Raw genomic sequence first — 21,628 nt, 5'->3', positions numbered from 1 at the left:
GCAGAGCGGTTTGGCAATGGCCGACATTGCCCCGCACCAGCCAGTGTAGGAGCTGATGCGGGGAGTGCGCGGGCGCTTCGTCAGAAGGCGATGTCGGCGGTGTTGATCAACCGCACGAACGCCGCGCCGAGGGTTGCGTTGTGGTGCTCGATGATCGCCTGGGCCGGCAGTGCGTGGGTGTCCATGCAAGTGTGGGCATCGGCTATCAGCAATGGCTTGAAGCCCAGATCGGCCGCGGCACGGCAGGTGCTGTCGATGCAGAACTGGGTTTTCATGCCGACTATGTACAGGTCTTCTATGTTCGCGGCGTTGAGTTGCAGGGCCAGGTCGGTGCCGTGGAAGGCGTTGGGACGGGATTTGTCGAAGAGGGTGGCGTTTGCGGCATCCATTTCAAGCGCCGGCAATAACTGCCAGAACGCACTGCCGGCGGCAATCGGCGAGCCAGCCGGGCCGGTGTGGCGAACGGCAAAAATTGGCACTTGTCGTTGGCGTGCCCGGGCGATCAAGTGCTGGATGTTGGCGAGCACGCGTTCGCCGTCGTGGGGCTTTTCCTGACCCTGGAACAGGCCGACCTGCATATCGATGATCAACAGTGCTGCGGGCATGGTGTTTCTCCTTGGGTACCAAACGTGCCGCACGGACGGGAGAAACAACAAGGCCCCGTCCATTGCTGGCGGGGCCTTGGGTTTGCTGCGCTGGTTTTACCTCAGGCACAAACACCACGACCCGCCGGTGGCGGTCGTGGTGGTACGGGTGAGGTGCAGCGCGCAAAGGTTCATGGGGCCGATCATGCTGGCGGCGTCAGCGGGCTGTCAACAGGTGCATCAACTGGCGTATTGAGCGATGCCGTTGCCGAAGGACCAGTTTTCTTTCTTCACTTCCACCAGATTGATGAACACATCTTCCAGACGGATCGACAGGTGCGTGTTCAGGTTCTGGGCGATGGTCTGGTACAGCGCCTTTTTCTGTTCCAGCGTCCGGCCCTCATTGAGGGTGATCTGGATGATCACCAACTGGTCGCTGCGCTGGATCCCCAGGTATTGCGTATCGAAGACGAAATGCTCGCCGTCGTGCTCGGCCAGGATCTGGAAGTTGTCGTGCTCCGGGACATTGATCGTGCTGCGCATGGCGGCGTAGATCTGCTCGCCGACGCGTTTGGCGAAGGTCGGATCGGGGCGTTTCTTGAGTTCGACGCGGACGAGGGGCATGGGAGGGCTCCATGGGGCAGGGGACTGGAAAGGGCTGTCAGTCGGTTCGCCATTGGGTATAGCTGAAAAATGCCGTTGGATGAGGCTGTTTAAAATCGTTCGGCGATGTAGGTGCCGTACTGCAAAAGTTACGGAAGCAGCCTACGGGTGCTGATGGATTTATCCGCTATTCCGCAGGTGAGAAACGCGAAATCATGCAGGCAAGACGGGATGCGCTCTTCAGGATGGGGCAGCAACCTGAATGGTGATAGCCATTAGCCAAGGAAGGCCAATGCTTCAGAACAACCGCGAAGAGCTGGAACTCGAAAGGTTACTGCATGAATCACGAAAACTCGTTGCTGAAAGGCAAAAGCTTTTGGCGGAGGTTAAAAAGCTGAACAGTGAAATATACCTATATCCAATCGCAGTGTTGGGTGGTGTGGTGACCGCAATCACTGCAGTAGCAAGTGTTTACTTCAAGTTTTGAGTATTCGCTACTCATAAAAACAGACCCTTGATTCGAAGGAGCCAACATGAACACATTTGACCGCCAGGCCATCATTGAACAAGCAGATCGAGAGTACGATGAGTGGGTCGAAAAAATGCGAATCAAAGACAAAGAGAGCAGGTACCCGGTCTGGAGCATGCTGGGTTTCGGTCTCTTCTGCATGTCACTTGGCGTCATATTGGGCCGATCGATCTGACCAGGTTTTCCTGATCACATTCGGCACCGGGATGTGTCACAAAACGACATTAAACGTACCAGTTGCCGACAGATATTTTCCCAAAAACGACAACCGTCCAATCTGCTCCGCACAACCATTCCTCAGCTAAGTCTTTGCTTCCGCTCATTTATCGCGGAGAATCGCGCCCCTGTTTCGGCCGGAGCATGTCTGTCGGTTTTTTCCGACGCGTCCTGACCGAGTGGCAAGTGACCGGAATGCGGAGATCCGACCGGATGAATGATCAGGCCAATAGCGTCGAACAACGCTTTGAAACGGCAGCACCAGCCCAATTGTCGAGCTGGAATCGCCATGACACTACCTGGATGTTGGGACTGTTCGGGACGGCCATCGGCGCCGGCACCCTGTTTTTGCCGATCAACGCAGGTCTGGGCGGCTTCTGGCCGCTGGTGATCCTCGCGCTGCTGGCATTCCCCATGACTTTCTTCGCACACCGCGGCCTGACCCGCTTTGTGCTCTCCGGTCGCGAAGGCGCCGACATCACCGAGGTGGTGGAACAGCATTTCGGCATCAAGGCCGGTGCGCTGATCACGCTGCTGTACTTCTTCGCGATCTTCCCGATCCTGCTGATCTACAGCGTTGGCCTGACCAACACCGTCGCCAGCTTCCTCGAACACCAACTGCACATCATGCCGCCACCGCGCGCGCTGCTGTCGTTCGTGCTGATCCTCGGCCTGCTGGCTGTTGTTCGTTGTGGCGAGCAGGTGATCGTCAAGGCCATGAGCCTGATGGTGTATCCGTTCATCGTTGCGCTGCTGTTCCTCGCCGTGTACCTGATTCCGCACTGGAACGGCGGCATCCTGAGCACTGCTTCGCAGGTGCCGGCGCCGTCGGCGCTGCTGCACACGCTGTGGCTGGCGATTCCGGTAATGGTGTTCTCGTTCAACCACTCGCCGATCATTTCGGCGTTCGCGGTGGACCAGAAACGTCGTTACGGCGTTCATGCCGACGAACGCAGCTCGCAGATCCTGTCCCGCGCCCATCTGCTGATGGTGGTGATGGTGCTGTTCTTTGTCTTCAGCTGCGTACTGACCCTGTCGCCGGAGCAACTGGCTGAAGCCAAGGCGCAGAACCTGTCGATCCTGTCGTACCTGGCCAACCACTTCAGCAACCCGACCATCGCGTTCGCCGCGCCGCTGATTGCATTCGTGGCCATCTCCAAGTCGTTCCTCGGCCACTACATCGGCGCCAGCGAGGGCCTGAAAGGCTTGATCGTGAAAAGCGGCAAGCGCCCGGGCGCCAAGGCCCTGGATCGCATCGTTGCAGCGTTCATGCTGGTGGTGTGCTGGATCGTGGCGACCCTGAATCCGAGCATCCTCGGCATGATCGAAACCATCGGTGGCCCGGTCATCGCGGCGATCCTGTTCCTGATGCCGATGTACGCGATCCGCAAAGTACCGGCAATGGCCCGCTACCGTGGCCAGGCGTCGAACGTATTTGTCACCGCCGTAGGCCTGGTGGCGATTTCGGCGTTGATCTACTCGCTGGCCGCCTGATTCCAGGCCAGCAGTTCCAGACGGGGGCGAGCCATTCGCCCCCGTTATTGCAAGACCTCCCGAGTGCCTGATCCAGGGCACGCATCCCAAGATATAAACGGCTACGCTTGAAAGGCACTTTTCCCCGGAGATGCCTCATGCCCCGTGCACGACCCCAATTGATCAGCGCCAAACTGGAAAAACTCCATCCCACCCAGCTCACGGTCGGCCTCGCCGAAGTCGCCGACAAGCGCCAGGAATGGAAAAAACTCAAACGCAAGGAGCGGGCGGCAGCGCTGGACAATCACTGGTTCCCCAGTGTGCTCGGGCCTGAAGGCGTCTATTACATCGTCGATCACCATCACTTTGGTCTGGCGCTGATTGAAGAAGAGGTCAAGAAGGCCTCCTTGCTGGTGCTCAAGGATCTTTCGTTTGTCGACACGGTGACCTTCTGGAACGTGATGAACTTCAACCAGTGGGCGCATCCCTACGACGGTCGCGGTGTCCGGCGCACCTTTGAAGCCATTCCCAAGTCCATCGCCGATCTGCAGGACGATCCTTATCGCAGCCTCGCCGGACGCTTGCGTCGGGCCGGTGGCTACGCCAAGGACGCGACGCCCTACAGCGAGTTTCTCTGGGCGGACTTCTTTCGCAGCCGCATCGCCAGTGATCAGATCAACGACCTCAGTCCCAAATTGCAGACCAAAGCCATGAATCTGGCCCGCAGTCAGGAAGCTCGGTATCTGCCAGGGTGGGTGGGTCCGATTGTCAACTGAACCTCTGAGTGCCGCTTCCCGACCCGAAGTGCAAAGTCGTAGCCAGGACCTGCTGGCCGGGTTGTCGATTGCCGGTCTGTTACTACCCGAGGCCGTGGCGTATTCCAGCATTGCCGCGTTGCCACCCCAGGCCGGGGTGATCGCGTTGTTCGCCGGGCTGCTGTGTTACGCGTTGATGGGCACCAGCCGCTTTGCCGTGGTCTCGGCCACGTCGTCCTCGGCGGCGGTGCTGGCGGCGGCGACCGCGTCACTGGCCGGCGGTGATCCGGCATTGCGCCTGAGCCTGGCGGTCGGGTTGGTGATGATGACCGGTGTGCTGTTTTTGCTGGCGGGGCTGTTCAAGCTTGGCAGCGTGACGTCCTTCATCGCCAAACCGGTGTTGCGTGGCTTTGCACTGGGATTGGCGGTGACGATCATCCTCAAGCAGGTGGCGAGCGTCGTCGATGTCCACCTGACTGAGAGCAACCTGGTTCGCTTTCTGCCGCAATTGATCGAGCAGTGGCCGAAATGGAATCTGGCAGGCGCTGGAGTAGCGCTGGTGGCGTTGCTGGTACTGATGGTCTGCGCCCGTTTTCGCCGGGTGCCGGGTGGCTTGATTGTTGTCGCATTGGGCATTGCCGCCAGCCAATGGCTGAACCTGCCGGCCCACGGTGTGAAGCTGATCGGGGTTATCGATCTGGCGCTGGAGATGCCGCAGTTGCCGAACATGCCGTTTGCCGACTGGCTGCGGCTCGGCGAGCTGGCGTTTGCCATGGTGATGATTCTGTATGCCGAGTCCTATGGCTCGATCAGCTCGTTTGCCCTGAAACACGGCGACCGGGTGTCCTCGAACCGCGATCTGCTGGCCCTTGGCGCATCCAATCTGCTGTCGGGTCTGTTTCACGGCATGCCTGCCGGGGCCGGGTATTCGGCAACGTCGGCCAACGAAGCGGCGGGGGCGACATCGCGGTTGGCGGGTGTAGTCGCGGCGGCAGTGGTGTTGCTGATCGTCTTGACCGTGCTGCCGTACATCGCCCTGACCCCGGAACCGGTGCTGGCCGCGATCGTGATTCACGCACTGGGACGAGCGCTGAGCCTGCAACCCCTGGGTCGCTACTTCATCTGGCGCCGCGATCGCCTGTTGGTGATTTGCGCGGTGGCGGCGGTGCTGGTGCTGGGCGTGCTCGACGGTTTGCTGCTGGCAGTAGCGATCAGCGTGGTGCTGATGCTCAAACAGATGTCATCGGCGGATATTCAGGTGCTGGGGCAAATGGGCGGAGGTCACGATTATGTCGATATGCAGCGCCATCCGGATGCCCGGGAAATCCCCGGCGTATTGATTGTCCGGCCAAGCGAGGCGCTGTTTTTCGCCAACGTGGAACGGATTCTCGGTGGCGCGCTGCGGCTGGCTCGGCATGCGCCGGCGGCGGTGCACACGATCATCCTGAGTCTGGAAGAATCACCGGATCTGGACGGCACCAGCATCGAGGCGCTGGAAGCGTTCTTCCTGCAGGTGAGGGCCGAAGACAAACTGTTGATTCTGGCGCGCCTCAAGCATGAGGCGCAGACCGTGCTGACGCAGTTGCCAGAACTGGAACGCGAGCAGGTGCTGTTGAGCGGCTTGAGTGTGGATGAGGCGGTTCAGCAGGCACTCAAGCTGAATGCATGAGTTTTCACTGGCATAAAAAAACGCCGCTCATCTCACGATGGGCGGCGTTTTTCATTGCGTTGCAGCGTCAGGCTTGAACGACCGGAATGTTGGCGTTCGCAGCAGCTTCACGGAACTCGGCAATCTGGTCGAAGGACAGGTAGCGGTAAACATCGGCCGCCATGCTGTCGATCTTGCCAGCGTATTCCATGTACTCCTCGACGGTCGGCAGGCGACCCAGGATCGAAGCTACGGACGCCAGCTCAGCCGAAGCCAGGTAGACGTTCGCGCCGTCGCCCAGACGGTTCGGGAAGTTACGGGTCGACGTCGACACCACGGTGCTGTTCGGCTCGACGCGTGCCTGGTTACCCATGCACAGCGAGCAGCCTGGCATTTCCATACGTGCGCCGGCCTTGCCGTAGATGCCGTAGTAGCCTTCTTCGGTCAGTTGGTGAGCGTCCATCTTGGTCGGCGGCGACAGCCACAGACGGGTTGGCAGCTGACCCTTGACCTGATCCAGCAGTTTACCGGCAGCGCGGAAGTGACCGATGTTGGTCATGCACGAACCGATGAACACTTCGTCGATCTTCTCGCCAGCAACGCTGGACAGCAGACGGGCGTCGTCCGGGTCGTTCGGCGCGCACAGTACAGGCTCGCTGATGTCGGCCAGATCGATTTCGATGACTTCGGCGTATTCGGCGTCGGCATCGGCTTCCATCAGCTCAGGGTTGGCGATCCAGGCTTCCATCGCTTGAGCACGACGCTCCAGGGTACGCGCATCGCCGTAGCCTTCGCCGATCATCCAGCGCAGCAGGGTGATGTTGGACTGCAGGTACTCGGTGATCGACTCTTTCGACAGCTTGATGGTGCAACCGGCTGCCGAACGTTCGGCCGAGGCGTCGGACAGTTCGAACGCCTGTTCCAGGGTCAGACCTTCCAGGCCTTCGATTTCCAGGATACGGCCGGAGAAGGCGTTTTTCTTGCCTTTCTTCTCGACGGTCAGCAGACCGTTCTGGATGGCGAAGTAAGGAATGGCATGAACCAGGTCACGCAGGGTGATGCCAGGTTTCATCTTGCCTTTGAAGCGCACCAGGATCGATTCCGGCATGTCCAGCGGCATGACGCCGGTGGCTGCGGCGAACGCGACCAGACCGGAACCGGCCGGGAACGAGATGCCCATCGGGAAACGGGTGTGCGAGTCACCACCGGTACCCACGGTGTCCGGCAGCAGCATGCGGTTGAGCCACGAGTGGATGATGCCGTCGCCCGGACGCAGGGAAACGCCGCCGCGGGTCATGATGAAGTCAGGCAGGGTGTGGTGGGTGGTCACGTCGATCGGCTTTGGATAAGCCGCGGTGTGGCAGAAGGACTGCATCACCAGATCAGCGGAGAAGCCCAGGCACGCCAGGTCTTTCAGTTCGTCACGGGTCATTGGACCGGTGGTGTCCTGAGAACCTACGGTGGTCATCTTCGGTTCGCAGTAGGTGCCAGGACGGATGCCTTTGCCTTCTGCCAGACCGCAGGCCTTGCCGACCATTTTCTGCGCCAGGGTGTAACCCTTGGTGCTTTCGGCCGGAGCTTCCGGTTTCTTGAACAGGTCGAATGCTGGCAGACCCAGTTCGGCGCGAGCCTTCTCGGTCAGGCCACGGCCGATGATCAGCGGGATACGGCCACCGGCGCGGACTTCGTCCAGCAGGACCGGGGTCTTCATTTCGAAGGTGGTGATGACTTCGTCCGTACCGTGCTTGCAGACTTTGCCAGCGTGCGGATACAGGTCGATCACGTCGCCCATGTTCATGTTCGATACGTCGAACTCGATAGGCAGTGCGCCGGCATCTTCCATGGTGTTGTAGAAGATCGGAGCGATCTTGCTGCCGAAGCAGAAGCCGCCGCCGCGCTTGTTCGGCACGTAAGGGATGTCGTCACCGAAGAACCACAGGACCGAGTTGGTCGCGGATTTACGCGAGGAACCGGTACCGACCACGTCACCGACGTAGGCGATCGGGAAGCCTTCGCCGCGCATGGTTTCGATCTGCTTCATCGGGCCGGTCTTGCCTTGCTCGTCCGGAACGATGCCGTCACGGGCCATTTTCAGCATGGCCAGGGCGTGCAGCGGGATGTCAGGACGCGACCAGGCGTCTGGAGCAGGGGACAGGTCGTCGGTGTTGGTTTCGCCGGTCACCTTGAAGACGCGCAGGCTGATCTTGTCGGCCAGCACAGGGCGCTTCTTGAACCACTCGCCGTCAGCCCAGGATTGCAGCACGGCCTTGGCGTGAACGTTGCCGTTCTTGGCTTTTTCAGCCACGTCGTGGAAGGCATCGAACATCAGCAGGGTGTGCTTGAGTTCTTCGGCGGCCACTGGCGCCAGCTCGGCGTTGTCCAGCAGTTCGACCAGGGTCACGATGTTGTAGCCGCCCTGCATGGTGCCGAGCAGTTCTACAGCGCGTTTCTTGTCCAGCAGAGGGGAGGAGGCTTCGCCCTTGGCCAGTGCGGAGAGGAAACCGGCCTTGACGTAGGCGGCTTCGTCCACTCCTGGTGGTACGCGATTGGTGATCAGGTCAACGAGGAAAGCTTCTTCGCCAGCCGGAGGATTCTTCAGCAGCTCGACCAGGCCTGCAGTTTGTTCGGCGTTAAGCGGCTGGGGAACGATACCCAGTGCTGCACGCTCTTCGATATGTTTGCGGTAGGCTTCAAGCACAGTTATTACCCTCATCAGTGGTCCCAAATGGGTGTCCGGGACGCTCATCCCGAAATTGCCGTACTCATGCTCCTCACGACGTTGTGGGTCGTTCGGCCAGAATTACCGGCAATTCCTTACAGAAGCTGCTTTCAAAGTTTTACGCCTGCAGAACGGGGAGCTGATGAGGGTTGGCGTTGGGCTTTTCCCCGCTGGAAAAACCCTTCGCCAACACCGCTCTGAAGGAACGACTGTGCTCGTGACGCTTTGAAAACAGCTTCTAACGGACATTGGCGCCTAAAAAGGCTGGCTGATTCTACGGCAAAAAAAATTTAAAGGTAAGTCGGGCTCTATTGGACTTTGGTGGCGTTGTGCGTGGGCGGGGCAAACCCTGATCCAGCGCTTGCCCCTGACGTTTGAGGGGTGATGAATGCCGGACAAAGGGCTAACATGCCGACCTGTTCCGCGTTTCAAGTGTTCTGCCCATTTATGCCCAATCAGACCATCAAGACCCCCTGCGTCGGCCTCTGCTCCACTGTTTACGGTGATCTGGTGTGCCGTGGCTGCAAGCGTTTCCACCACGAAGTGATCCACTGGAACGGTTACAACGAGGAGGAAAAGCGCGCGGTGTGGCTGCGTCTTGAGCAATTGCTGTCACAAGTGATGGCGAGCAAGGTCGAGGTCTTCGATCCGGCGCGCCTGCGCCAGCAGCTGGAACAGCGCAAGATCCGCTTCGTGCCGCATCAGTCGGAATATTGCTGGGCGTACCAGCTGATCGCCCGGGGCGCGCGGGTGATCATTAATCTGGAAGCCTACGGGATGGTATTGCTGCCGGAGTTTCGCGACTGGAACCTGCCGGAACTGCGCGATGCCATTGATCGGGAATTTTTCCTGCTGTCGGAAGCACACTATCAGCGCTACATCGCACCCGGTTTTCTGAAGGATGCATTGGGCGAGTGAGCATTACCTGTGGCGAGTATGCTCGCCACAGGATGACAACAATGCTTAATGCTTCACCGCCAACTCCACCAAATGGTCTTCAACCTCCTGCGGCTTGAGCACCAGCACATCACTTTCCAGCGCATCCAGCACCACTTCGGCGGTATTGCCGATCAACGCCCCGGACAACCCGGTACGCGCCACGGTGCCAATCACGGTCACGGCGGCCTGCAGCTTGTGCGCCATGAACGGAATCAGCACATCCGCCGGCCCTTCCTCGACATGCAAATGCTCGTCATCGACATCGAATTCAGCCTGGAACGCCCGGCATTGCTCGCGATAGCGCGCCTCGATGGTTTCCTTGAGCTGGAAGGTCGGGTCGGCGGCCGAAAGCATCGGTGACGGATGGGCGGTAATCACGTGCAGATGCCCCTTGGCCAGGCTCGCGATGTCATAGCCGTGGTCGATGATGGTGGTGTGCAGGTGACGGTGTTCGCCATCGGCGTTGCCCACATCGACCGCGGCCAGAATCACCCGGTCTTTCCAGGAGGCGGAGGTTTTTACCAGCAGCACCGGGGTCGGGCAGTGGCGCAGCAGTTTCCAGTCCGCCGGGGTCAGCAGGGCTTTTTTCAGCGAACTGTCGGGGAAATGCTGCTTGATCACCAGCCCGCAGCCTTCGGCCTGCTGCACGTCGATGATGGTTTCGTGCAGGCTCTCGTTCCACGCCTGTTCGGTGGTGACGCTGTAGCCGTCCGCCAACAGCGCGGCCTTGAGCACGCTGAGCATGCCGGCGTGATCGTGCTTCTTGTCGCAGACCAGCAGGTGCAGATGGGCCTGGGTCACCCCGGCGATCAGCTTGGCGCGCTTGAGCGCCAGACTTTCCGCGTGTTCGGGTTCGATGACCACCAGAATGCTGCGAATGGCTTGCATGAGTGAGTCTCCAGCAATGAAAAGGCACGGCGTTGCACAACTATAGTTGCTGCGCATCCGTCCGCGACTTGATGCATATCAAGGGCTGGCGCTGGTGGTCTGCGGGCAGGCCGGTATAATCGGCGCCCTTCGCTCGAACACCTTTGACCGTGAGCCCCATGATCCTTCCCGAAATCCACGAATTCCTTGGCTGCCGCACGCCAGACGCCTGGGTCCAGGCCGCGCTGGCCGATCAGGAAACCCTGCTGATCGACCACAAGAACTGCGAGTTCAAGGCCGCCAGCACCGCGTTGAGCCTGATCGCCAAGTACCATTCCCATGTCGATCTGATCAACATGATGTCGCGCCTGGCCCGGGAAGAACTGGTGCACCACGAACAGGTCATGCGCATCATGAAACGGCGCAAGATCGAGCTGCGTCAGCTCCACGCCGGCCGTTATGCCTCGAGCCTGCGCAAAGTGGTGCGCAGTCACGAGCCGGTGAAACTGGTCGACACCCTGGTGGTCGGTGCCTTCATCGAAGCCCGCAGTTGCGAACGTTTCGAAGCGCTGGTGCCGCATCTGGACGAAGAGCTCGGCAAGTTCTACTTCGGCCTGCTGAAAAGCGAGGCCCGGCATTTCCAGGGTTACCTGAAACTGGCCTACCAGTACGGTGACGCCAAGGACATCGCTCAAGTGATCGAGAAAGTCCGCGCCGCCGAGCAGGACCTGATCGAGTCCCCGGACGAGGAATTCCGTTTCCACAGCGGCGTACCCGTCGCGGCATGAATTGTTAAAAACTCTTAAGAGCATGAAACATCAACGAAATCCGGCCCAAGTGGCCGGTTTTTGCTGCCCGCGATAATCGTCTTGCCTGCGAATGCCGCCATAATGTCGCCCACTTCACTGAGGGTTGGCGACGGTCGTTATGGATAACCTGGGTTTTGGCAGAGTCCTGCTGGTGGAAGACGATGAGCGGCTGGCCGCGCTGATCGCCCACTTTCTCGAACAACACGGCTACGAGGTGCGCACGGTGCATCGCGGCGATCTGGCCGTGGCCGCGTTTCTTGAATTCAAGCCCAAAGTCGTGGTGCTCGACCTGATGCTGCCGGGTCAGAGCGGCTTGCACGTGTGCCGGGAAATCCGCAGCGTGTCGGACACGCCGATCGTCATCCTGACCGCCAAGGAAGACGACCTCGACCACATACTGGGCCTGGAGTCCGGTGCCGACGATTACGTGATCAAACCGATCAAGCCGCCGGTGTTGCTCGCGCGTCTGCGTGCGCTGCAACGCCGGCAGGTGCCGGACAGCGGCGTGGTCAGTTCCCTGGAGTTCGGTCAGTTGCATATCGACCGCAGCTGTCGCGAAGTGCGTCTGGCTGGTGAACTGATCGAGCTGACCACCATGGAGTTCGAACTGCTGTGGCTGCTGGCCAGTGCCGCCGGCAACATCCTGTCGCGCGATGACATCCTCAACCGCATGCGCGGCATTGCTTTCGATGGCCTCAACCGCAGCGTGGACGTGTACATCAGCAAGTTGCGCAACAAACTCAAGGACAACCCCCGGGAACCGGTGTGCATCAAGACCGTGTGGGGCAAGGGCTATCTGTTCAATCCGTTTGCGTGGGAGTTGTAGATGCTGCGGTTATTTCTCGGGCTGTTTCTGGTGATGACCGTCGGGCTGGTGGCGGCGCTGCAAACCGTCGAACACACCTTCAACGCGCTGCTCGACAACCAGATGCAGGCCTACAACCGCGAGGCGGTGCGTGGCCAGGCCTGGTCGCTGATCGAACACATGCGCGACCAGAAAGGCGCGGCGCGGGAGGCGCAACTGGACGCGCTGCGTCCGCACTACGGGCTGACGCTGAGTCTGGTCGAGGCCGAGCAACTGAAGCTCAGCGATGAGGAAAAAACCGAGCTGGCCCAGGGGCTGCTGGTGATTCGCCACGACTACACCCAGTTCATCAGCAACATCGACGGCGGCTCGCAACTGCTCAGCATCAAGCTGCCGCCCGAGCCGAGCCTGATGCCGTTCTACATTTCGGCGGCTTACATGATGCTGGCCGTGCTGCTCGGGATCGTCCTGTACTTCTGGGTGCGCCCGCACTGGCGTGATCTGGAAAAACTGCGCCTGGCCGCCGAGCGTTTCGGCGACAACGACCTCTCCGCGCGTATCCAGCTTTCAAAACGCTCGAACATCCGCGATCTGGCCGAACACTTCAACCTGATGGCGGCGCGCATCGAAGGCCTGATCGCCAATCAGCGTGAGCTGACCAACGCCGTGTCCCACGAACTGCGCACGCCGATTGCGCGGCTGTCGTTCGAACTCGACCAGCTCAAGCAACAACCGGACGCCAGCCAGAACCGCGAACTGATCGCCGACATGTACGCCGACCTGGGCGAGCTGGAAGAAATGGTCTCCGAACTGCTGACCTACGCCAGCCTCGAGCGCGGTGCGACGGTGATCACCCGGGAGAATATTCAGGCCGCCAACTGGCTCGACAGTGTGGTCGGGAGCGTGGCGCTGGAGGCCGAGGCTGCCGGGGTGCAATTGCTGATCGGCGAATGTCGGGTCGACGAGGTGCGGATCGAGCCGCGTTTCATGGCGCGGGCGGTGATCAATCTGCTGCGTAATGCCATTCGATATGCCGAGCAGCGGGTCGAGGTGTCGCTGGTGCGCATCGGCGATCAATACGAAGTGCAGGTCAACGACGACGGTCCGGGTGTGCCGCTGGCCGGGCGGGAGAAGATTTTCGAACCGTTCTCGCGCCTGGACGCCAGCCGCGACCGCCGCACGGGTGGTTTCGGCCTCGGACTGGCATTGGTGCGACGGGTGTCGCAGTCCCATGGTGGCCGGGTCGAGGTCGGCGATTCACCGTGGGGCGGGGCATCGTTCCGCATGACCTGGGCGCATCTGGATTGATGAGTTTCCCTGCCCCGAAGGGGGAGGTATTCGATTAACTGAGAACGTAGTCCACCGGTTTCAGCGCTGGCGGCAACGGCTCAGTCCCGAGCTCCGAGAGAATATCCCGCTCGATACCCCGCACCAGCGCATCGGTCGGCAAATCGTTTTCATCCCGGCCGAACGGGTCTTCCAGCTCATCGGCAATCGCATCCAGCCCAAAAAACGTGTAGCTGACAATCGCCGTGAACAGCGGCGTCAGCCAACCCAGCGGTTCGGCCATGGCGAACGGCAGCAGGATGCAGAACAGGTAGATCGTGCGGTGCAGCAGCAGGGTGTAAGGGAAGGGCAGCGGCGTGTTCTTGATCCGCTCGCACACCGCTTGTGCCTGGGTCAGGCTGGTCAGGTGGTTGGCCAGCAGCATGTAGCGCCATTCGCTGAGATCGCCCGCTTCATGCAGATCGGAACATTGCTGGCCGACGGTTTGCAGGATGCGTCCGCTGTAGTCCGGCACCTGTGCATCGAGTTGCGGGGTGATCCACTCCGCGCTGGCGGCGGCTTCGTTTTCCCGGCGCAGCCGAGCATTCAAGGCGTGGGCAAAACCGCAGAGGTTGAGCAACAGCAAGCGGCGTTGCGCCGATTCGCGGATGACATGGGTTTCGCGAATCACCGATCGCACATGCACGATCACTTCACCCCAGGCCTTGCGCGCCTCGTACCAGCGGTCGTAGCAGGCGTTGTTGCGAAAATTCATGAAGATCGACAGCGACAGGCCAAGCAGGGTGAACGGCGTGGCGTTGACCTTGGTGAAGTTGCTCGGGTGGAGGATTTCCACCAGCACGATGGCCGACGCCAGCAACGTGACCATCAGGGTGCGCAGGGCGATGCGTTTGGCAATCGAGCCCTTGAGGGTGAACAGGATGGCGAACTGGTTGACCTTGGGTCGGATGATCATGCTGTTTTTGCCTTGAAAACGTGGCGGCTCAGCCGCCGGTCATGTTCATGAAACGCACCACTTGCACGTCGTCGTTCACTTCAAAGTTGTGCCGGTAAGGCTTGAGCTTCATCGCGTCGATGATCGCTTTCTCGAGCCGTTGCGGTTGACCCGGATGGGCCCGCAGCACCGCTTTCAAGTCCACCGAATGCTCGTTCCCCAGACACAGTAGCAAACGCCCCTCGACGGTCAGCCGCACCCGGTTGCAGGTGCCGCAGAAGTTGTGGCTGTGGGGCGAAATGAACCCCAGCCGAATGTGCGGCGCTTCCGCCAGCCGCCAGTAGCGCGACGGGCCTTGGGTCGACTCGGCGGAATCGATCAGGGTGTAACGCTCGGCGATCTTTTCGCGCACCTGGGTGCTGGAAAAGAACGACTCGGCGCGGCTGTGTTCGCTGATGATGCCCAGCGGCATTTCCTCGATGAAGGAAATGTCCAGATCCCGCTCGATGGCGAACTGCACCAGATCATTGATCTCGTGATCGTTGCGGCCCTGCATCACCACGCAGTTGAGTTTAGTGCGGGTAAATCCGGCCTCGCGGGCGGCATCGATGCCGTTGATCACTTGCGCCAGGTCGCCGGTGCGGGTCATCTGCCTGAAGCGTTCGGCATCGAGGCTGTCGAGGCTGACGTTGAGGCGCTTGACCCCGGCGTCGAACAGCGGGCCGGCGAGTTTGCCGAGCTGCGAGCCGTTGGTGGTCAGGCACAGTTCGCGCAGGCCGGACAGGGAAGCAATCTGCTTGCACAAGCCGACGACACCGGGACGAATCAGCGGCTCGCCACCGGTCAGGCGGATCTTGCGGGTGCCCAGCGCCACAAAGCTCTGCGCCAGTTGATAGATCTCCTCCAGCGTCAGCACCCGTTGGCGCGGCAGAAACTGCATGTCTTCAGCCATGCAATACACGCAGCGGAAGTCGCAACGGTCGGTGACCGACATGCGCAGGTAGTCGACGCGGCGGTTGTATCCATCGATCAAGACGCGCTCTGACATGACAGCCTCGCTTGGGTGAAATCCGCTATTAAAGGGATTGGGTCGGCGCAGGTTATGAGCAACTTGTGACAGCGTCCAATCACTATTAATGACCGGCTGATTGATGCTGTCGATGATGAAATAATTATTCCGGATTTATCGCTTCTTAGTTTTGCAAGTGCCTGGATTTAAAGGGTTTGAATCCGTGATAGATGCTTTCGATAACGCAGTCATTAATAGCGATTAGACAAGTTTTTGCAGCGGTTCATATCCTTGGCCCCGTCAAACGAAACGACCGCTTTTGAACTTGAAAGTCAGTCGTCGCTGTTTAAACCCGATCAGGTTTTTGCCTGTGTGCATCGTCATGGAGAAGTCCCATGTCACAAGTCGACCGTTACAAACCCTACAAGGGCGCTGCTGCGGGGTGGGGTGCTGTGATCAGCCTCACCAAAAACTGGCTGGGCAGTGAAAACGCCCTGAAAAACATCCGTGCCATGCTCAAGACCAACCAGAACGGCGGCTTCGACTGCCCCGGTTGCGCCTGGGGTGAGGCACCCGGCGCGAGCATGCTGAAGTTCTGCGAGAACGGCGCCAAAGCGGTGAACTGGGAAGCCACCGGGCGCCTGGTCGATCCGGCATTCTTCAACAAGTACACGGTGTCGACGCTGGCCGAGCAAAGCGATTACTGGCTCGAATACCAGGGCCGGATCACCCATCCGATGCGCTACGACGCGCGGGTCGACCGCTATGTCGAAACCACCTGGGACGAAGCCTTCGCGCTGATCGCCAAGCACCTCAAAGGCCTGAAATCACCTCACGAGGCCGAGTTCTACACCTCGGGTCGTGCCAGCAACGAAGCGGCATTTCTCTATCAGTTGTTCGTCCGCGCCTACGGCACCAACAACTTCCCGGACTGCTCGAACATGTGCCACGAAGCCAGTGCGGTGAGCATGGGCGAGAGCCTCGGTGTCGGCAAAGGCACGGTGGTCTATGAAGACCTGCACCACGCCGACGCGATTTTCGTCATCGGCCAGAACCCCGGCACCAACCACCCGCGCATGCTCGAACCGCTGCGCGAAGCGGTAAAACGCGGCGCGCAGGTGGTGTGCATCAACCCGCTCAAGGAGCGTGGGCTGGAGCGATTCCAGAACCCGCAGAATCCGATCGAGATGCTCAGCAACGGCTGGGAAGCGACCAACACCGCGTACTTCCGCCCGGCACTAGGCGGTGACATGGCGATGATTCGCGGCATGGCCAAGTTCCTGCTGGAGTGGGAACGTGAAGCCCAGGCCACCGGCGGCGAGCCGGTGTTCGATCACGCGTTCATTGCCGAGCACACCTCGGGTCTCGACAGCTATCTGGCCGAAGTCGATGCCACGAGCTGGGAGCACATCGTCGAACAGTCCGGCGTGCCGCTGCATGACATCGAACTGGCCGCACGCATGTATGCCCGCGCCAAGAGCGTGATCATGTGCTGGGCCATGGGCCTGACCCAACACGTACACTCGGTGCCGACCCTGCAGGAAGTCATCAACCTGCAACTGCTGCGCGGCAACGTCGGCCGTCCGGGCGCCGGGCTGTCGCCGGTGCGTGGCCACAGTAACGTGCAGGGCGACCGCACGATGGGCATCAACGAACTGGCGCCGAAAGCGCTGATGGACGCCCTGGAAAAACGCTTCAATTTCAAGGTGCCGCGTATGCACGGCCACAACACGGTGATGGCGATCGGTGCCATGGAGCGTGGTGAAGCCAAGGTGTTCATCGGTCTGGGCGGCAACTTCGCTCAAGCCACGCCGGACACCCCGCGCACCCACGCGGCGATGCGCAAACTCGACCTGAGCGTGCACATCTCGACCAAGCTCAACCGCAGCCATCTGGTGACCGGGCGTGACGCGCTGATCCTGCCGTGCCTCGGCCGTACCGACATCGACGTGCAGGCCGAAGGCCCGCAAGGCGTGACCGTGGAAGACACCTTCAGCATGGTGCACTTGTCGTTCGGCCAGCTGAAGCCAAAATCGGCGCACCTGAAATCCGAGCCGGCGATCATTGCCGGGATCGCTGCCGCCACGTTGGGCAAACACCCGATCGACTGGGAATGGGCGGTGGGCGATTACGGGCGCATCCGCAACCTGATCGCCGACGTGATTCCGGGCTTCGACAATTTCAACGAGAAGCTGCTGATCCCCGGTGGTTTTCACCTCGGCAACGACGCCTCCGACCGTGTCTGGAAAACCGAATCCGGCAAGGCTCAGTTCACCCCGTGCGTGCTGCCTGAGCATTTGATCAGCGAAGGCGTGCGCAACCTCCCGGTCAAACCGCATCTGATCCTGCAGACCATGCGTTCCCACGATCAGTACAACACCACGCTGTACGGCCTCGACGACCGTTATCGCGGGGTCTACGGCATGCGCGACGTGGTGTTCGCCAACGAGCAGGACATCCGCCGGCTTGGTTTCGAACCGGGGCAGAAGGTTGATCTGGTAGCTCTGTGGGATGACGAGCGCGAGCGTCGGGTCAGCGGTTTCACCCTGATCGCCTACGACATTCCGGCCGGGCAGGCTGCCGCGTACTACCCGGAAACCAATCCGCTGGTGCCGCTGGAAAGCTACGGTGATCGCACCTACACGCCGACCTCCAAGTTCGTGGCGATCCGCCTCGAAGCGGCCGAAGCGAGCAACCTGATCCCGTCGTCGGTGGCCTGACCGACCCACGCGATTCAACCCTTTTGCAAATCGACTGGCTGCAGGCGTTCGCGCCTGGCGGTGGCCCGGCCGTGTGCTGCCGCTTTTCAGCCTTGATGAGGACATCATCATGTTCAACCTGGAGGCACTGGACCTGGCGCGAATTCAATTCGCGTTCACGGTTTCGTTCCACATCATTTTCCCGGCGATCACCATTGGTCTTGCGAGTTTCCTGGCGGTGCTCGAAGGCCTGTGGCTGAAAACGGCTAACGACACCTACCGCGATCTCTACCACTTCTGGTCGAAGATCTTTGCCGTCAACTTCGGTATGGGCGTGGTGTCGGGTCTGGTCATGGCGTACCAGTTCGGCACCAACTGGAGCGGGTTTTCCGACTTCGCCGGCAGCATCACCGGGCCGTTGCTGACCTATGAAGTGCTGACCGCGTTCTTCCTTGAAGCGGGGTTCCTCGGGGTGATGCTGTTTGGCTGGAACCGCGTGGGCCGTGGCTTGCACTTCTTCGCCACGGTGATGGTCGCCATCGGCACGCTGATTTCGACCTTCTGGATTCTCGCCTCCAACAGCTGGATGCAGACCCCGCAAGGCTTCGAAATCGTCGACGGCCGGGTGATGCCGCTGGACTGGCTGGCCATCGTGTTCAACCCGTCGTTCCCGTTCCGTCTGGCGCACATGGCGATTGCCGCGTTCGTGGCCACGGCGTTTTTTGTCGGCGCTTCGGCGGCCTGGCATTTACTGCGCGGCAACGACACCCAACCGGTGCGCAAGATGTTTTCCATGGCGCTGTGGATGGCGCTGATCGTGGCGCCGATTCAAGCGGTGGTCGGTGACGCCCATGGCTTGAACACCCTGGAACACCAACCGGCAAAAATCGCCGCCATCGAAGGCCACTGGGAAAACGCTGACAACGGACCGACCCCGCTGGTGCTGTTCGGCATCCCGGACATGCAGGCGGAGAAGACCAAATACGCGATCGAGATTCCGTACCTCGGCAGCCTGATCCTCACCCACAGCCTCGACAAGCAGATCCCGGCGCTCAAGAGCTTCCCGAAAGAAGACCGGCCGAACTCGACCGTGATCTTCTGGAGCTTTCGCGTCATGGCCGGGCTGGGGATGTTGATGATCCTCGTCGGTGTGCTGGGCCTGGCGTTGCGGCGCAATAGCAAGGTCTACCGTCATCGCGGCTTCCAGCGTCTGGTGCTGCTGATGGGGCCGAGTGGTCTGATCGCGCTGCTGGCGGGTTGGATCACCACTGAAGTCGGGCGTCAGCCGTGGGTGGTGTACGGCCTGATGCGTACCCATGACGCTGCGTCCCATCACTCGGTGGCGCAGATGAGTACCTCGCTGGCGCTGTTCGTTGTCATCTACTGCTCGGTGTTCACCGTGGGCATCGGCTACATGATGAAGCTCGTGAGCAAAGGCCCGCAGCCGCACCACGAACACCCGCCTGAAGGCACCCAGATACAGACCCCGCGCCGGCCACTCTCGGCCGTTACCGACAACCTCGAATCCGCGACCCGGGTCCACTGATAAAGGAGCGTTGAGTCATGGGTATTCAAGGTATCGATCTCTCGTTGATCTGGGGCGTGATCATTGCCTTCGGGGTGATGATGTACGTGATCATGGACGGCTTCGATCTGGGCCTCGGGATCCTGTTTCCGATGATCAGCGACGAGCAGGAACGCGACGTGATGATGAACACCGTCGCACCGGTGTGGGACGGCAACGAAACCTGGCTGGTGCTCGGCGGCGCGGCGTTGTACGGCGCGTTTCCGCTGGCTTACGGAGTGATTCTGGAGGCGATGTATCTGCCGCTGATCTTCATGCTCGCGGGGCTGATTTTCCGTGGTGTGGCGTTTGAGTTTCGCTTCAAGGCGCCAGCGGAAAAACGTCATCTGTGGGACTGGGCGTTCATCGGCGGTTCGCTGCTGGCGACGTTCTCCCAGGGCGTGGTGATCGGCGCGTATGTGGCCGGGATTCCGGTGGTGGATCGGCAGTTTGCCGGTGGCGGGCTGGACTGGCTGGCACCGTTCCCGCTAGTCTGCGGCGTCGGTCTGGTGGTCGCTTACGCCTTGCTGGGCAGCACCTGGCTGCTGGTGAAAACCGAAGGCATGCTCGAGTCGCGGATGCGTCACTACAGCCGTCCATTGGCATGGCTGCTGCTGGCGATGGTGGTGGTGATCGGCGCGTGGACGCTGCAACTGCATCCGGAACTGGCCACTCGCTGGTTCAACCATGCACACCTGACCGTGTTCGCCGGGCTGGTGGTGCTGGCGGCACTGGCGCTGTTCGGGTTGTTGCGCTCGTTGCGTCAGCGGCACACCCACTGGCCGTTCGTGTTCACCCTGGTGCTGATGTTCCTCGGCTACATCGGGCTTGCGCTGAGCATCTGGCCGAACATCATCCCGCCGTCGGTCAGCCTGTGGGCGGCGGCATCACCGGCCACCAGCCAGTTGTTCGCCCTGATCGGCGCGCTATTCATCCTGCCGGTGATCCTGATGTACACCTTCTGGAACTACTACGTCTTCCGCGGCAAAGTGAGGATCGGCGATGGCTACCATTGAAATGCGTGAAGTGAAAAGCCGCTGGTACAAACGTCTGGGCTGGCTGCTGCTGATCTGGTCCGGCAGCGTGGTCTCGCTGGCGGTGGTGGCGAGTCTGCTGAAACTGGCGATGTATGCGGCGGGGATGAGGACCCACTGACCATAAAAAACCGGAGCCTGGCTCCGGTTTTTATTGCCTGCATATTGCATCCACTGCACAACCCCTGTGGGAGCCAGCCTGCTGGCGATAGCGATCTTTCAGTCTATGAAGATGTGATGACCTCATCGCGAGCAGGCTCGCTCCCACAGGGGCAGCGGTGGATTCAAGTCATCATTCGCCACCAAACATCGCCGTCCAGTAAATGCCGGCGCTGCTCTTAGGATCGACGGCGTAGGCTGCACCCATTTCGCGGTACTGCGGGTTCATCAGGTTGGCGCAATGGCCGGGGCTGGCGAGCCAGCCATCGACGACTTTCTGCACCGTGTCCTGCCCGGCGGCGATGTTCTCGCCGACCTGCTGGCCGCTGTAGCCGGCCAGTTCGGCACGGTCGCCGGGGGTACCGCCGTTGCGGTCCTTGTGGTCGAAATAGTTGTTGTTGGCCATCTCGCGGCTGTGATCCTGGGCAACACCGCCGAGCACTGCGTTCCACGCCAGTGGTGCCGCCGCGGAGAACGACTGGCCGCCGCACTGGCGCGGCTGGCTGCGGGCGGCGTTGAGTTGCGTCAGCAGTTTCTGGCCTTCGGCTTGTCCGTCGCCCAGGCGAGCCGACAGCAGCGGTCGCGCCAGGGTGATGCGCCAGTCACGGTCGGCGCGGCTGACGCCGATATCGACGAACTGCGGATCCAGCACTACCTGACAGAAGCTTTCCTGAATCGCCTTCATTGCCGCCGCCGCATCCCGAGGGCCGTTGAGGGTGATCGCCTGCACGTTGACCATCGGGTAGCTGGCGCTGGCCATGGCCTGTTGCAGATCGACGACACCACTGGCCGGCAGATGCAGGCGCGGGTCGGCCGACAGCGGCGGCAATTCACTGGATGCCTGGGTACCGCAGCGCTGCGGCTGGCTGCGGTAGCTGTTGATCGACTCGATCAATTGCGACTCGTCACTGGCCATGGCCGAAGCGGCCAGCGCCAGACCCGTGGACAACGCGGCGAATCGCAGAACGGATGGCATGAAGCGCATGGAAATCTCC

Annotated in this window: 20 protein-coding genes; 13 read left to right on the top strand and 7 right to left on the bottom strand. The window is 60.6% G+C overall.

Features of this window, described 5'->3' with window-relative positions:
- Positions 1-80 precede the first annotated feature (80 nt).
- Both M5B98_RS05025 and M5B98_RS05020 read right to left on the bottom strand, forming a co-directional pair.
- The gene (locus M5B98_RS05025) at positions 81-605 is read right to left on the bottom strand and encodes a cysteine hydrolase family protein (RefSeq protein WP_248742035.1); all 525 of its coding nucleotides are present in this window, start codon (positions 603-605) and stop codon (positions 81-83) included.
- A 219-nt stretch (positions 606-824) separates the two neighbouring features.
- Positions 825-1,208, bottom strand: a complete 384-nt coding sequence (locus M5B98_RS05020; RefSeq protein ID WP_248742034.1) for a tautomerase family protein — start codon at positions 1,206-1,208, stop codon at positions 825-827.
- A gap of 271 nt (positions 1,209-1,479) precedes the next feature.
- Between M5B98_RS05020 and M5B98_RS05015 the strand changes: the two genes are divergently transcribed.
- The 5 genes from M5B98_RS05015 (at position 1,480) to M5B98_RS04995 (ending at position 5,829) form a co-directional block, all read left to right on the top strand.
- Positions 1,480-1,674 (top strand): hypothetical protein, encoded by a 195-nt coding sequence (locus M5B98_RS05015; protein WP_096820205.1) that lies wholly within the window; start codon positions 1,480-1,482, stop codon positions 1,672-1,674.
- Positions 1,675-1,720: 46 nt separating this feature from the next.
- Positions 1,721-1,891, top strand: a complete 171-nt coding sequence (locus M5B98_RS05010) for a hypothetical protein (protein WP_248742033.1) — start codon at positions 1,721-1,723, stop codon at positions 1,889-1,891.
- Between the two features lie 254 nt (positions 1,892-2,145).
- Complete coding sequence (locus M5B98_RS05005) at positions 2,146-3,426, top strand: HAAAP family serine/threonine permease (RefSeq protein WP_248742032.1); 1,281 nt, start codon at positions 2,146-2,148, stop codon at positions 3,424-3,426.
- 137 nt (positions 3,427-3,563) lie between these two features.
- Positions 3,564-4,181 (top strand): ParB-like protein, encoded by a 618-nt coding sequence (locus M5B98_RS05000; RefSeq protein ID WP_114883813.1) that lies wholly within the window; start codon positions 3,564-3,566, stop codon positions 4,179-4,181.
- Positions 4,171-5,829: a SulP family inorganic anion transporter gene (locus tag M5B98_RS04995; RefSeq protein ID WP_412548530.1), complete on the top strand. Its 1,659-nt coding sequence runs from the start codon at positions 4,171-4,173 to the stop codon at positions 5,827-5,829. The genes M5B98_RS05000 and M5B98_RS04995 overlap by 11 nt, the downstream gene beginning before the upstream one ends.
- A 67-nt stretch (positions 5,830-5,896) precedes the next feature.
- On the opposite strand, the gene acnB is transcribed toward M5B98_RS04995, so the two are convergent.
- The gene (acnB, locus tag M5B98_RS04990; RefSeq protein WP_248742174.1) at positions 5,897-8,506 is read right to left on the bottom strand and encodes a bifunctional aconitate hydratase 2/2-methylisocitrate dehydratase; all 2,610 of its coding nucleotides are present in this window, start codon (positions 8,504-8,506) and stop codon (positions 5,897-5,899) included.
- A gap of 468 nt (positions 8,507-8,974) precedes the next feature.
- Between acnB and M5B98_RS04985 the strand changes: the two genes are divergently transcribed.
- Positions 8,975-9,445 carry a DUF1289 domain-containing protein gene (locus M5B98_RS04985; RefSeq protein ID WP_085711613.1) on the top strand — a complete coding sequence of 157 codons (471 nt, stop codon included), beginning with the start codon at positions 8,975-8,977 and terminating at the stop codon, positions 9,443-9,445.
- A 45-nt stretch (positions 9,446-9,490) separates the two neighbouring features.
- On the opposite strand, the gene M5B98_RS04980 is transcribed toward M5B98_RS04985, so the two are convergent.
- Entirely contained in the window at positions 9,491-10,354 is an 864-nt protein-coding gene (locus M5B98_RS04980) for a universal stress protein (RefSeq protein ID WP_085711476.1), read from the bottom strand.
- A gap of 158 nt (positions 10,355-10,512) precedes the next feature.
- On the opposite strand from M5B98_RS04980, the gene M5B98_RS04975 reads away from it, so the two are divergent.
- The 3 genes from M5B98_RS04975 (at position 10,513) to M5B98_RS04965 (ending at position 13,255) form a co-directional block, all read left to right on the top strand.
- Positions 10,513-11,121 (top strand): tRNA-(ms[2]io[6]A)-hydroxylase, encoded by a 609-nt coding sequence (locus M5B98_RS04975; RefSeq protein ID WP_085610660.1) that lies wholly within the window; start codon positions 10,513-10,515, stop codon positions 11,119-11,121.
- A gap of 139 nt (positions 11,122-11,260) precedes the next feature.
- Positions 11,261-11,968 carry a response regulator gene (locus M5B98_RS04970; RefSeq protein ID WP_085711475.1) on the top strand — a complete coding sequence of 236 codons (708 nt, stop codon included), beginning with the start codon at positions 11,261-11,263 and terminating at the stop codon, positions 11,966-11,968.
- The gene (locus tag M5B98_RS04965) at positions 11,969-13,255 is read left to right on the top strand and encodes an ATP-binding protein (protein WP_248742030.1); all 1,287 of its coding nucleotides are present in this window, start codon (positions 11,969-11,971) and stop codon (positions 13,253-13,255) included.
- Positions 13,256-13,289: 34 nt separating this feature from the next.
- On the opposite strand, the gene M5B98_RS04960 is transcribed toward M5B98_RS04965, so the two are convergent.
- Positions 13,290-14,189, bottom strand: a complete 900-nt coding sequence (locus tag M5B98_RS04960) for a bestrophin family protein (RefSeq protein WP_248742029.1) — start codon at positions 14,187-14,189, stop codon at positions 13,290-13,292.
- A 28-nt stretch (positions 14,190-14,217) separates the two neighbouring features.
- Positions 14,218-15,216, bottom strand: a complete 999-nt coding sequence (gene moaA, locus M5B98_RS04955; RefSeq protein WP_248742028.1) for a GTP 3',8-cyclase MoaA — start codon at positions 15,214-15,216, stop codon at positions 14,218-14,220.
- A 356-nt stretch (positions 15,217-15,572) separates the two neighbouring features.
- Here moaA and M5B98_RS04950 point away from each other — a divergent pair, with 356 nt between their 5' ends.
- The 4 genes from M5B98_RS04950 to M5B98_RS04935 all read left to right on the top strand — a co-directional run bounded on the left by M5B98_RS04950 (position 15,573) and on the right by M5B98_RS04935 (position 20,595).
- Positions 15,573-17,897: an FdhF/YdeP family oxidoreductase gene (locus tag M5B98_RS04950; RefSeq protein ID WP_248742027.1), complete on the top strand. Its 2,325-nt coding sequence runs from the start codon at positions 15,573-15,575 to the stop codon at positions 17,895-17,897.
- A 109-nt stretch (positions 17,898-18,006) separates the two neighbouring features.
- On the top strand, positions 18,007-19,422 hold the full coding sequence (locus M5B98_RS04945) for a cytochrome ubiquinol oxidase subunit I (protein WP_248742026.1): 1,416 nt from the start codon (positions 18,007-18,009) through the stop codon (positions 19,420-19,422).
- A gap of 17 nt (positions 19,423-19,439) precedes the next feature.
- Positions 19,440-20,456, top strand: a complete 1,017-nt coding sequence (cydB, locus tag M5B98_RS04940; RefSeq protein ID WP_248742025.1) for a cytochrome d ubiquinol oxidase subunit II — start codon at positions 19,440-19,442, stop codon at positions 20,454-20,456.
- Positions 20,443-20,595, top strand: a complete 153-nt coding sequence (locus M5B98_RS04935; protein ID WP_074688757.1) for a DUF2474 domain-containing protein — start codon at positions 20,443-20,445, stop codon at positions 20,593-20,595. The genes cydB and M5B98_RS04935 overlap by 14 nt, the downstream gene beginning before the upstream one ends.
- A 171-nt stretch (positions 20,596-20,766) precedes the next feature.
- Here the strand turns inward: M5B98_RS04935 and M5B98_RS04930 are convergent, their stop codons facing one another.
- On the bottom strand, positions 20,767-21,618 hold the full coding sequence (locus M5B98_RS04930) for a CAP domain-containing protein (RefSeq protein ID WP_248742024.1): 852 nt from the start codon (positions 21,616-21,618) through the stop codon (positions 20,767-20,769).
- Positions 21,619-21,628: the final 10 nt, after the last annotated feature.

This window comes from Pseudomonas sp. MWU12-3088, assembly GCF_023242405.1.
GTDB classification, from domain to species: domain Bacteria; phylum Pseudomonadota; class Gammaproteobacteria; order Pseudomonadales; family Pseudomonadaceae; genus Aquipseudomonas; species Aquipseudomonas kribbensis.
The sequence above is the reverse complement of the archived record's forward strand: the minus strand, read 5'-3'. Positions and strand labels throughout refer to the sequence as shown.